Annotated in this window: 16 protein-coding genes; 8 read left to right on the top strand and 8 right to left on the bottom strand. The window is 36.6% G+C overall.

What is annotated here, in order from left to right:
* Positions 1-100: 100 nt before the first annotated feature.
* The gene (locus F3J02_RS03380; RefSeq protein ID WP_167247625.1) at positions 101-733 is read left to right on the top strand and encodes a hypothetical protein; all 633 of its coding nucleotides are present in this window, start codon (positions 101-103) and stop codon (positions 731-733) included.
* Between the two features lie 37 nt (positions 734-770).
* Here the strand turns inward: F3J02_RS03380 and F3J02_RS03375 are convergent, their stop codons facing one another.
* Entirely contained in the window at positions 771-1,181 is a 411-nt protein-coding gene (locus F3J02_RS03375; protein ID WP_167247623.1) for an OsmC family protein, read from the bottom strand.
* 227 nt (positions 1,182-1,408) lie between these two features.
* On the opposite strand from F3J02_RS03375, the gene F3J02_RS03370 reads away from it, so the two are divergent.
* Positions 1,409-1,987 (top strand): YceI family protein, encoded by a 579-nt coding sequence (locus F3J02_RS03370; RefSeq protein ID WP_005189293.1) that lies wholly within the window; start codon positions 1,409-1,411, stop codon positions 1,985-1,987.
* A gap of 124 nt (positions 1,988-2,111) precedes the next feature.
* Here the strand turns inward: F3J02_RS03370 and F3J02_RS03365 are convergent, their stop codons facing one another.
* Positions 2,112-2,789: a LexA family protein gene (locus F3J02_RS03365; protein WP_167247621.1), complete on the bottom strand. Its 678-nt coding sequence runs from the start codon at positions 2,787-2,789 to the stop codon at positions 2,112-2,114.
* A 134-nt stretch (positions 2,790-2,923) separates the two neighbouring features.
* Between F3J02_RS03365 and F3J02_RS03360 the strand changes: the two genes are divergently transcribed.
* The 5 genes from F3J02_RS03360 (at position 2,924) to F3J02_RS03340 (ending at position 6,576) form a co-directional block, all read left to right on the top strand.
* Entirely contained in the window at positions 2,924-3,331 is a 408-nt protein-coding gene (locus tag F3J02_RS03360; protein ID WP_167247619.1) for a hypothetical protein, read from the top strand.
* Positions 3,332-3,391: 60 nt separating this feature from the next.
* Complete coding sequence (locus F3J02_RS03355; RefSeq protein ID WP_167247617.1) at positions 3,392-3,943, top strand: hypothetical protein; 552 nt, start codon at positions 3,392-3,394, stop codon at positions 3,941-3,943.
* A 749-nt stretch (positions 3,944-4,692) separates the two neighbouring features.
* Positions 4,693-5,433: a hypothetical protein gene (locus F3J02_RS03350; protein ID WP_167247615.1), complete on the top strand. Its 741-nt coding sequence runs from the start codon at positions 4,693-4,695 to the stop codon at positions 5,431-5,433.
* A 138-nt stretch (positions 5,434-5,571) separates the two neighbouring features.
* Positions 5,572-5,967, top strand: a complete 396-nt coding sequence (locus tag F3J02_RS03345) for a hypothetical protein (protein ID WP_167247613.1) — start codon at positions 5,572-5,574, stop codon at positions 5,965-5,967.
* 57 nt (positions 5,968-6,024) lie between these two features.
* Positions 6,025-6,576: a hypothetical protein gene (locus tag F3J02_RS03340; RefSeq protein ID WP_167247611.1), complete on the top strand. Its 552-nt coding sequence runs from the start codon at positions 6,025-6,027 to the stop codon at positions 6,574-6,576.
* 63 nt (positions 6,577-6,639) lie between these two features.
* On the opposite strand, the gene F3J02_RS03335 is transcribed toward F3J02_RS03340, so the two are convergent.
* From F3J02_RS03335 to F3J02_RS03325, 3 genes are all read right to left on the bottom strand, one after another.
* Positions 6,640-7,707, bottom strand: coding sequence for a bifunctional HD family hydrolase/N-acetyltransferase (locus tag F3J02_RS03335; protein ID WP_167247609.1), 1,068 nt, complete (start codon positions 7,705-7,707; stop codon positions 6,640-6,642).
* A gap of 111 nt (positions 7,708-7,818) precedes the next feature.
* Positions 7,819-8,076, bottom strand: coding sequence for a YjhX family toxin (locus F3J02_RS03330; RefSeq protein WP_005189278.1), 258 nt, complete (start codon positions 8,074-8,076; stop codon positions 7,819-7,821).
* A gap of 231 nt (positions 8,077-8,307) precedes the next feature.
* Positions 8,308-8,841 carry a lecithin retinol acyltransferase family protein gene (locus F3J02_RS03325; protein WP_004807701.1) on the bottom strand — a complete coding sequence of 178 codons (534 nt, stop codon included), beginning with the start codon at positions 8,839-8,841 and terminating at the stop codon, positions 8,308-8,310.
* Positions 8,842-9,007: 166 nt separating this feature from the next.
* On the opposite strand from F3J02_RS03325, the gene F3J02_RS03320 reads away from it, so the two are divergent.
* Positions 9,008-9,745 (top strand): phosphodiester glycosidase family protein, encoded by a 738-nt coding sequence (locus F3J02_RS03320; RefSeq protein WP_167247863.1) that lies wholly within the window; start codon positions 9,008-9,010, stop codon positions 9,743-9,745.
* 50 nt (positions 9,746-9,795) lie between these two features.
* Here the strand turns inward: F3J02_RS03320 and F3J02_RS03315 are convergent, their stop codons facing one another.
* The 3 genes from F3J02_RS03315 to F3J02_RS03305 all read right to left on the bottom strand — a co-directional run bounded on the left by F3J02_RS03315 (position 9,796) and on the right by F3J02_RS03305 (position 11,922).
* Positions 9,796-10,023, bottom strand: coding sequence for a hypothetical protein (locus F3J02_RS03315; protein WP_004653128.1), 228 nt, complete (start codon positions 10,021-10,023; stop codon positions 9,796-9,798).
* Between the two features lie 249 nt (positions 10,024-10,272).
* On the bottom strand, positions 10,273-11,358 hold the full coding sequence (trmA, locus tag F3J02_RS03310) for a tRNA (uridine(54)-C5)-methyltransferase TrmA (RefSeq protein WP_167247607.1): 1,086 nt from the start codon (positions 11,356-11,358) through the stop codon (positions 10,273-10,275).
* A gap of 81 nt (positions 11,359-11,439) precedes the next feature.
* Positions 11,440-11,922, bottom strand: coding sequence for a GrpB family protein (locus F3J02_RS03305; RefSeq protein WP_167247605.1), 483 nt, complete (start codon positions 11,920-11,922; stop codon positions 11,440-11,442).
* Positions 11,923-11,958 lie beyond the last annotated feature (36 nt).

Here is an 11,958-nt window from a genome sequence, read left to right as displayed (position 1 = left end):
CTTTTTTACATATGTGAATTGAGCTTCTTAAAAAAATAGTGATAAAAAGTTAAAGAAATTATGAAATACTCTTTGGTTTTATAGGTGAATAAAAATTATTATGAACTACATACACCCATATTTATTTTCAATAATTTGTAGAATTGCTGCTAACCGGACTTATTATTTTGAGTGTGATGACTGGCGTTTAAAACTTAGAGAAGCTTTATTTGAACAAAGTACTATGGCTGATCTCGATATGGGTTTTGATAAAGACATTCTTAGCACAGAAGATCCAAAACAAAATCTATGTAAATATCGATTATTTAAATATACAGACTGTTTAATTCAGAGTTTGAACGAAATCGAAAATTTATCCACTTGGCGGGTCTTTGGAGTCAATTGTATTGATATGTATGAAACACATCTTTTGAAGATGGCAAGCTTAGATATGGTTCATAATTTTGAAAAACCAGAGTTTTTCCCGCAGTATAAGACCAAAATTATAGAACTGGTTAACATGCTTTTAACCAATAAGTACGGTTATGAGTTAAGAAGTGTCGATAAAAAATATATTAAATTGGACCAGAAACAGGGGCTTTTCTACTGTCCTGATGACAAAAGTAAAGTGAATTGGTATGACTTAATTTATATGATTGTAAGCCCAGAAGCAAAACAGATCATTCCACAGCATATGTTGGACGAATTTGATTGTCAGGAACTGAATTATCAGTTCAAGATTAATTTTTTATAAAATATGGTCTTTGACTTAAAGACCATATTTATATCTCTTACCCAATACTCAATTCACTCTGAATCGAAATATTTGACGTTAACAATTTATGAATCGGGCAACTTTCCGCGACTTTTAATAAACGTTTATGCTGATCTTCGGTAAATTCACCTTTTAAGATGATTTTACGTTCAATATTATTCTGCCCTGATTCTGGTTCACCATTGGGATTTAAGGCTAAATCGACCTGAACATGATCAAGCTTAATCCCTTTGTGATTGGCATACATTTCTAAAGTAATGGTCGTACAGGCACCTAAAGCTGAAAGTACCAGCTGAACAGGGTTGGGTGCAGTATCTTGACCACCTTTATCTGCAGGCTCATCTGCATACCAAGTATGACCAGCAGGATCTGTTAACGTAACGCGATAAGGTGTAGATGTACTAAGTGCTTGTGCTGTATGTGTCATGTTTTACCTTGTTGTTTATCGTGAAGTATCTAAATCAAAATATACCCATTGATCATGTGATCTTGCTGATCAATTGTCCAGTATCGAATGGTCTTATGATATTGATTTTTGATAAGCGCTGTAACGCTTTTATTGTTGCACTGGTGAAACATATCGTTTTATAAAGACTAGTGAATAAAAATACTTGATCTATACACTAATCAATATATCAAACAAGGATACGAAAAATGCAATTTAAAACATTAAGCCTCGGTTTAGCAGTCGCTTTAGCTAGTTCTGTAACTTTGGCTGCACCAGTCGACTATAAAATTGACCCAACGCATACTGCGACCGTATTCAGCTGGAATCACTTTGGTTTCTCTACACCAAGTGCAAATTTCACTGACATCCAAGGCACAATTAAAGTTGATACTGCAAAACCTGCAAATTCATCTGTAGAAGTAACTATTCCTTTAAGCAGTGTAAATACCAATGTTGCTGCTTTGGATAAAGAGTTCCAAGAAGAAGCTTGGTTTAATGCTGCGAAATATCCAAACATTACCTTCAAAAGTACTAAAGTAGAAACCAAAGACAAAAAACACTTCAAAATTACAGGTGATTTAACGGTTAAAGGTGTGACTAAACCTGTGGTATTAGATGCTGTACTGAATAAACAAGGCGAGCATCCAATGGCGAAAGTACCTGCAATTGGTTTTAATGCAACAACAAGCTTTAACCGTTCTGCATTTGGTATTGGGAATTACGTGCCTAATGTAGGGGATAAGATCACGGTTAATATTACAACTGAAGCAACTGCTGCAAAGTAATATGACATCGAATAAAAAAGCCTAGATCATCATCTAGGCTTTTTTATATGCGTTTGATGGTATAGATGATTAAGAGACTAATATTAAATTAAAATAAGAATACTAATAAGCAGCTCTTTATCCATTAGCTATGTTTTATCTTCGATCGACGTTTGGATTGGTAAATATAACGAATGGAGTCGACCACTTCACCGACAAAAATACATTCTTCATCCAGTGGAATGATGTTGGGTTTGAATTCGGGATTCAATGCTTGCAGATATCTTGAATTATCAGTTTCGACCACTAGGCGCTTAAATGTTGCATCTTCATGCTTTCTCACCACAATCATGTCACCTGACTGCATATCGCTATATTGCACAGTTGGATCAACCAAGATGTAATCACCCTCATGAAAGACAGGATAATTACTGAGACCTTGTACTTTTAAGTAGAAGCAGTCATCACAATCGTCTGGCAATGGCAGCCATTCCTCAACTTGTGTGATATCAACCGATTCAACATTAGTAAAAACACCCGCTTGTACCCAAGAGAGCACTGGAGCCATATTGGCTTTTACAGGGGAGATATTTGAAGCATCTTCATGGCCAGATTCTTTCAGTGCGGCATGTCCTTGACCTGTTTGTAACCAATAAGCATCTACACCTAGAAAATTAGCAATCGAAGGTAAATGTGATGAGGAGCTTACTAGTCCTGTTTCAAGCTGGCTGAGTGCGGATTGGGTAATGCCAACAGCAGCAACCACATCTTTCTGCGACTTCTTGGCTTTTTTTCTTGCTTCTTTGAGCCGATCTTTAAGCATTTTAATGCACCTTAAATCAATAAATTAAGAATATTAGTAAGCTAATGTGAAGTCAAATTAGTATTCTTATTGAATTAATATTAGTTTACTAATATAATTGTCTTATTCATTAGGTTAAATGCTGGAGGTGCGGCATGAACAAGGCAATCAATCCAAACATGCATATTAAGCAAAATCTTGATGCGGAAATCGAAGCATGGTTGGCTCAAGGTAATGTAATTACAAAGATCCAAAATACATATGAGCAACGCTTGAAAGCAAGACCAAGTCATATTGTTAAGTTTGTATCACCAGAAAAAACAGAAAAAGAGTTAAAGAAAAGTATAAGAATCGCCAATCAGGCAACAGATGCCCAAATTCAGATGTTTAGCCAGTGGTTAGATGCACACAAGGGACGGGCAAAAGCATTGGTAGGTATTTTAGGCTGTGCACATAGTTATATTTCTCAGATCAAAAGTGCAACTCGGCCATGTACAAAAGCTAGATTTGAAGAAATTCAACAGGCTATGAATATTGTAGAAGCGAGAGAAAAGTATCACTAAACGCAACAAATACAATGATCGCTAAATCACAAAATATATAAATCAGTAAGAGGTGAAGTAATGAATGCAAATGTAGCAAAGTTTGAAAAATTTGAATGGTTAATGCAAGGGCTAAGCTTGTGTTCGCCAAATTTAGAGCCTTTTGTGCGTGGAACAGGTGAGAGAACATTGAGTTATGAAGATCGTTTAGGTGTGATTGCCTCAATGCAAAACCAATTGGCAAAGTCGGTCACGGCATTGATTGTGTTCGAACATAAAGGCAAGCAAGACTATGACGATGTCTGTCAGCATTTGGCTAAAGTATTTATTGAACAAGCCCTACGAGATAAAAAACGAGAGCCAGAACGTATTGCGATGCACCATTTGGCAGGATTGATAGCACGGATGGTATTGGATTTTGTATTAGAACCTGATTTAGAGGAAAACTATACTGCAAAAGGGCGTCTGGCTTATGCTGGGATTAGCCGCCATCAAATGAGTGTTGATTGTTATAGAAAGACATGGAAATGCTACGAGATTAAACTCATAAATGTGCTTGAAACTGCAATTCAAGAAGCAGAAATAGCAATAGAAAAATATAGAAGAGATACTTATAATATAATGAAAGCATGATATTTTATTGATATAATTATCAACTTTATACTTGCATTTATTCTAATTTTATTATTTAAGTATTCTTTATTAAAAAGCTCATTTTAATGTGGGCTTTTAATATGTGTGGAATATAAATATATCTAATAACAAGGAGACTATTAATGTTAAAAAAACATTCATCTATTTTGACTTTAATCGTTATTGTCTGTGGCGGAATTTTCTATTCAATGTATAGCTCGAATTCGTTGTTTCCGAGGAAGCCTGTTCGATTAGACTCTAGATGCTATGGTGTTGATGTGCCTAAATCAATAAAATACAATCAGATGGAAAATTTTTGCTCATGTGTCCATGTTGGTGGGCATGTAAGTAAAGAGGAAAACTACAAATATTGTGTAAACCTTTTTAATTCTAAATAAGAAAGATATCAAAAGCGTATATAAAGGATTTAATGATTGAACTTCGATTAGGTTGATTGATTTTAGAATTTATACATGGGTTAAAAAATAAGGAAAGAAATATTTACAAAGCGCCAATGATTTAATGATTCCATTTTTGAGGAAACTAAGCTATAGTTTTATTATACTGGTCGTAATATAAAATTTTCGATCATAATAAAAAAGCTCATTTGATAGATGGGCTTTTTTATTGCCTAAAAACTCGGGATCCGTCAGGAGCCGAGTTTTTTTATATCTGAAGATAAGCAATCGTCCATTTTCATTTTATAAGTGGATGCTTTAAAAGCCGCTCAATAACGCAAGGTGATTAAAATGAATTGTGTCAATAAGATGATGTTGGGTTCTTTTTCAATTAAACACTTAGATATTCTTTCTTATGCTGAGATTGTGCCTGCAATTATGCAAACAACACCTGATCTCACAGCGATTGCATATATCGAAGGGAATGCTCAATTAGGTTCTGTCAAAGTGAAGGATGCACACCAACTACCTTTATCTGCTTATTTCCAAGCACAGAGAGGTCAATTTTCTTTTAGCAGTGCAAATACAGCGCAACGGTCAATCGTTATTTTAGGTGTGGATCATCAACCTGAACATCAGGTGAGGTTAAGCCAAATTGAGCGTGGATTTGTCATTCATAGCTATTTTTTGGATGATAAATTTGTGGTGACTCTGGGAGAATATAATAGTCTGAATAACGTCACTTTTATTGAAGCTAACCCATCAGAAAACCCAATTGTGACCTTTGAGATTGCTAGTTCTCAATCGATGAAGGTCTATGTTGACTATGAATTTGTTGGAGAGTGGCATTCAACCAACTCCCTAAAATTGCCGAAGTATTATCACATTGTGGCACAAGAGGATTTAAAGCAGTTGGATTTTGATCTGCGAGAGGCCTATGTCAGCCTGGATTATAAAATGCCATCTGCGCTTGAAGACAATATCTATTATCACTTAACCAGTAAAGGTGAAATCTTGGGCTTACAAGTGAATGCAGGTGATTTTGTACAGTTTCACCACCAACAAAGAGAGATGACGCATTATCCGCAATAGTATGAATTTAAAGTAAATAATTAAGCAATGGTGATCAAAATAAATTGAGAGTAGTCCGCTATGTGGCTTTGCTTAAAATGTCAGCCTAGGTCTTAACTTTACATAAGTTAAGGCCTTTCTATTTATGGAGGAGAAATAATGACAGAGTTTGTTTCAACGGGTGCAGGGATTGTAGCCGTAATTAAATCTTATGGAGTATTTTTTATTGTTGTCATGGCACTCACTTTTATGTTTTTGGCATGGATGGTGGTGATTATGACACGGTTACCCAAGTCTCGACGTGAATGGGTGGTTTCACTTATTTCAACAGCCGTTGGCAGTATTGCAGGAGGTGCTTTTGTGATTCAGCATTTTGGCTTGCAAGAATGGAGTCAAAACCCGTATGGCGCATTTGCCTTAGGAGGTTTGTACTTCCTTTGTGGTTTGCCGGTATGGGCGATTATTCGTTGGACCTTTAATTATATTAATGCACGAGAAGATTCAACCATCTTGGATGTAGCAAAAGAGGTGAAAGACTTTAAAGACAAATTCTAAAGAAAAACAATCCAATGCCGCCTTCGGGCGGTTTTTTATTATAAAGAGGAAAATGACATGAAAATAACACAACACGGTTTTGATATTTTGCGCCACACATTTGGAAAATTAACTCAGCTTCAAGTCGATGGAATCAATTTTCTGGTTTCAGTACTGGATGAAGATGGGACGATTACATCTGCCCAAGCGGCTTATATATTGGCAACGGCTTGGCACGAAACGGCTAAAACGATGCAACCTGTAATTGAGTATGGTTCAGAAAAGTATCTAAAATCTAAGCAATATTATCCCTATATCGGCTATGGCTATGTGCAACTAACATGGTTGGCAAACTATAAGCGAATGGGGGATTATTTAAAAATTGATTTAGTGAAAAATCCAAAACTTGCTTTACAAGCAGATATTGCAGCCCGTGTCATGATTGTTGGAATGAAAAAGGGTATGTTTACGGGTAAAAAACTATCTGATTATATCAAGCTGAATCATAAAGACTATATAGGTGCTAGGCGAATCATTAATGGGACGGATAAGGCCGAGTTGATCGCAGGATATGCAGAGACATTTGAGGCGGTCTTGCAAGCTTCTGAAGTTACGCTTTTGTCCTGTTGAGAGAATAGAAGTTCATACCGATTTGATACGAACTTCTATTTTAATGTGATTTAGTCTGTGAGCTTATGCTGTGGCATTAAATGCATCACTATAAACCACTTCACCTGTCGGTACATGTTCTGTAAAAGGCAAGACTTGGAAATATTCGGCAGGGACATCAGCTAATATCAGTCTTGAGTCTGCTTTAAAACCGAATCGGCCGTAATACTGTGGGTCACCAAGTAGAACGCAACCAACAGCATCTAAATCTTTGAGTGCTTCCAAGCCAGCGTGCATAAGTTGAGAACCGATTCCTTGACCCTGATATTCTGGGAGTACTGAGATCGGACCAAGCCCATACCAACCTGTTGTGCCATCAGAAATCTGCACGGGTGAAAAGGCAATATGACCAATAATCTTATTACTACATTCCGCGACTAGGGAAAGCGTGAGCTGATTGGAATCACGTAGTGCATTCACAATGAATTGTTCAGTATGGCTTGAATGTACTTCTGTTGCAAAAGCAGCTTGGGTTAAATCAAAAATGCTCTGAATGTCAGATGGGTTTTCATCACGAATATGTATATTCATCTTAATTTTCTCTTGTGTTTCCTCATCTAAAATTGCTCGAATTTGTTTGAGTATCGGAGAGTCATTTGTATATTTCTCTCCATAACTTAAGTTAAATTCATAATCAAAATCAGGTGAGTTGATTCCTTGATTGTGTTGAAGGATGGTTTCTAACTTATCTAATGCCTTGACGATTTTTGCTTCGGGTGTTGTTGCATCTTCATATTCTTGCCAAAGTGATCGAATTAACATTTGAGGTTGATCATCTAAACATTCAGTTAATTGGTAAAGATCCTGTTTTTCCTGCTGATTCTTCGTTGGAAATTGATCTTTCAGAATGGCTGGAATATCACCATGAATCGCTTCACCAAGGTCATGAATTAAACACATTTTTAATAACTTCTCAAAATCAATGTCTTTAAATTGATCTGCAAAAACCACTGCCATTAAGCATAATCGCCAGCTGTGTTCTGCGGTGCTTTCCTGACGGCCATTCGATGTATGTGAAAAGCGAATCACGTTTTTTAATTTTTCCGCTTCACGTAAAAATGTTAAGCGATTTTGAATTACGTTTAGTTCCATTTTCTTTCTCAAAAATAAACCATATCTAATTTGGATAGACCCGATTGACCCAACAGTAGGATAGACATATCTAAGACCAATCATGGGTTTATCCAAACCTATGATTGTTTGTTAACGATTGTCTAACTGAGGACGTACAGATCTAAGCCCATGTAGGTTAATTTGATAGGGCTGCCCATTACAGGATTTGATCAGTCTTTTCTTTCTTAGCTTATTAAAAACTTCGAGGTTGCAATCGGACAGCAAGAAACCTTCTCGGCTATAGCATTCTACAGCGATGGTTTGACCAGCGTCATTGCGAAGTTTTACGATTTTTCCGCCTTTAGCCAAGACGTGAAGTGTCCGTTGTTCGGACTTAGATAAGTTCATGTTGTTATCCAGATATAAGTAATCAGAAGCAAAGTTAGGCTTGAAGCCAAAAAATTCGCGAAGATAACCAATTTCAATATTTGATTGAAATGTAGTTACCAGATTACTGCTATCTCCAACATAAAACCCTCGATATGGATGCGATACGATATGTATCGCTAGAAATAGTAATGCAAGATAAATTAAAAAGCAATAATTGTGTGAAAAATAACATATCTAAGTATGAGAATCTTATTTTTTGGGTCGTTTTTCTTTGAGTCGCAAGTAAGCTGGTACAGATTTCTTTGCTTGCCGACGTAGCATAACTTTAATATATAACACGATGGCAAAACATGCGGTGGCAACGGTGAGCATCAGACTATTCATATAACTCATTACAGAGCTAACGTAACCAATGGTTGCTAAACGACGCTGCATCCGCTCAACTTGAGTACTGGATTCAATACCTGTGATTGCCCATGTACATAAATGCTCACAGTTATTAATAATGAGGTGATAATGGTTTTCATGCATGCGTGAGCGCATACGCCGTACAACAGCTTTGGCTTTGTAGCGTGGGGATTGGTAATGTCTCGTATAAATTGGCTTACCACGGGCAAAACGCTGGATAGAGGTCATTTCAATCGGATGCTTTTTAAAAATATGAGCAAACCCAGAATAATGAATAACCCGTCCACGACCTGCATAGATACCATGATGGCTATAGCCAAAGTGTTTTACGATGAGGTGAGCGCCAATCGAATAGCGCGGGTGTTTTTGCTGCATGTCGATACTATGATGTTTACACTTATTATTTTAGTGAAAAATTGTGAATCAATCGAGTGTATTTGCAATATCAAGTTCATGATTATGTGTGGCGTTTGTATCTGCTATTTTGCGGTATGCCTTGCTATGGGACAATGAGGCAAATCAATGTTTAAACTTCGTATTTATGATGAAAAAATGGTTTTTCCTAATATCTGCATTTTTAGCGTGTTCGACTGTACATGCGATGCAGCATGAAACTTTGCAATTGGATCAACAAAAATATGATGTGATTAAAGTTGAGGACCTAAATCAGCTGCAATTATTTTTAAAGCAACCCCAGAGCGATCTTTATTATCAGAAGTTTGCAGCAATTCAGAAAGCACTACCTGCTTGTGAGAAACTCAATTTTGCAATGAATGCTGGAATGTATCATGCAGATTTTCAACCCGTGGGTTTGTATATTGAAAATGGGAGGGAGTTGGCTAAGCTCAATGTCGCGAAGGGCTTTGGTAATTTTTTTATGCAGCCGAATGGTGTGGTTGCTTGGAATGATCATCATGCTGTAATTAAAAGCACCGCTGATTATAAGCATGATCGATTTAAAGCTAAATTTGCAACACAGTCAGGGCCGATGTTGATCTATCAGGGGAAAATCAACAGCCAGTTTATTGCTGACTCGAATTCATTAAAAATTAGAAATGGGGTTGGTGTTAAAGGTAATCAGTTGTATTTTGTGATTTCACAGCAACGTGTCAGTTTTTACCAATTTGCTCAGTTTTTTAAGCAGCAATTGAAAATAGACAATGCATTGTATTTAGATGGCTCGATTTCCAGTGTGTATTCAGCACAAACCAAACGCCACGATAAGCGTTTTAATTTAGGGCCAATTGTTGCAGAAGTGAATAGAGAGAAGTGTATGTAATGCTGATGACCCTAATCTCTTGATAGAAAGAGATCAGGGTGGGCTTATTTTTATTGGATCGGCGGCTTGATCATCGCAAGTAATTCTTTGCGGCTGTAGCCTCGAGAAATCAGTACTTTCTTGATGCCTTTAATGACATCTTCATCTGTTGCTTTAACTAAAGCATCCAACAGTTGTTCATTGGTTTTGCATGAACAATCATTTTCAACGCAAGAAGTTTGGTTCTTGTGTTCGTTATATTGTTCATCTGCATTGAACAGTTTTTGCCAAAAACTCATAGAGCCTTCATATACAACCTAACATAGGTCGAAATATAGCCGCTTTAAAATAAAATACAAGTCAGCTTAAGTGATAAAAGCAGCAGTTAAACTTCAATTTTTTCGATGAGTCTTTTAAAGTTTAACGAAATTATGACATTTGAATGACTTGACCTTTGAAAAATATCATTTTTTTATAAATATACTTTGAATAAAAATAAAGGGTTACTCGAACCCTTTATAAATTACTGTTACGTTGAAATAATTTGTTTAAATCTTTTCAAGCAAAACACCTGATTCCACATGATGAGTAAAAGGGAATTGATCGAACATGGCGAACTTCACAATTCGATGGGTTTGGCTAAGTGTTTTTAAGTTGTCATGCAAGGTATCTGGGTTACATGAAATATAGAGAATACGTTCAAAACCTTGTAATAGCTTGAGCGTTTCATCATCGATGCCTGCACGCGGTGGATCAACAAAAACCGTGTCAAAATCGTAGCTTTGAATGTCGATTTCAGCTTCTTGTAGACGTCTAAATTCGCGTTCGCCTTGATATGCCTGAGTAAACTCTTCGGCAGATAAACGCGCCACTTGAATATTCTCAATCTGGTTTTGCTCAATATTCCATTGCGCTGCGTAGACTGAAGATTTAGCAAGTTCAGTTGCGAGAACACGCTTAAATTTCAAAGACAGTGGCAAAGTAAAGTTACCGTTACCACAATACAATTCTAAAAGGTCTTTTTCGGACTTCTGTGCAGCATCACAAGCCCACTCCAACATATGTTGACACACTTGCGCATTAGGCTGGGTAAAGCTGCTTTCAATTTGTTTGTATTTAAAGGTACGACCGTGAACATTAAGTTGTTCAACTACATAGTCTTCACCAATAATCACTTTTTGGCCACGGCTACGACCCATGATTTTAATATTCAGTTTTTCAGCTAGTGCTTTAGCCGCAGTTTCCCATTCAGCATCTAATTTACGATGGTAAATCAGCGTGACCAACATCTCTCCACTTAGGGTTGAGAGAAAGTCTGCTTCAAAAACACGTTGCGATAAAATAGGAACTGCTTTTAATTCATCTAATAAACGTGGCATCAAATCATTGATGCTTTGATCTGCAATCGGAAACTCATCCACGCGGATAACTTCTTTTTGTTTTCCATCTTCAGCACGTTCAAACATGGCATAGAACAAATCATCTTCGGTATGCCAGATACGAAATTCTGCGCGCATACGGAAATGTTGGTTAGGCGATTGAAACACTTCTAAAGCTGGTGGATTGAACGATGCAAACTGTGTGGTAATACGTTCAACTTTCTCTTGAAGTTGCTGTTGGTAAGATATGGTCATAAAAAAGAAAACTACAGGTGAAATCTAAATGGGAATGGTATCAAAAAAGCACGCTAAGGTGCAGGAAATTATGACATTCACTTATTTAGATGCTGCATCTGTAGAGAGTACAGATTGGATAAAATCTGCTTTAATTTTCCGATATTGGTCTTGAGATAAGCCAACACACCTTTGTTTGAGCTGATTATATTGTTGGGTCAAGCTGGGTGAGTTTCTTAATAGATCCCGAAAGGTGATGAAATTGCAAAATTCTGAACCTGTTACCACAACTTGTAAGGCTACATCATGTTCTAAAGATTCCAGCATACACAGTTCGTGGGTACGCAATGTATCAAATTTTTCTTTAAAATTAAGCTGTTGTAATTTTTCAATTGAATCTAAAAATTGATGGGTGGGTACTTCAATATAAATATCGAGATCACCTTTTGAAATTGTATTGGGAATGGCGGATGAACCAATATGTTCAACAATTGCAAAAGGAATAAGCTGCTGGATTTTATTTTTATAATCCTCAAAAAGCTGAGCGCAGTTGGGTTGATATTCAGGAGCTGAGAAAAAATGCATCTAAATGGTCTCATTTTATTATTGCTATTTTAAAGG

The sequence above is a fragment of the Acinetobacter sp. Tr-809 genome (genome assembly GCF_011753255.1).
GTDB lineage: Bacteria > Pseudomonadota > Gammaproteobacteria > Pseudomonadales > Moraxellaceae > Acinetobacter.
Note: the sequence above shows the minus strand (reverse complement) of the source record. Positions and strands in the feature narration are given on the sequence as shown.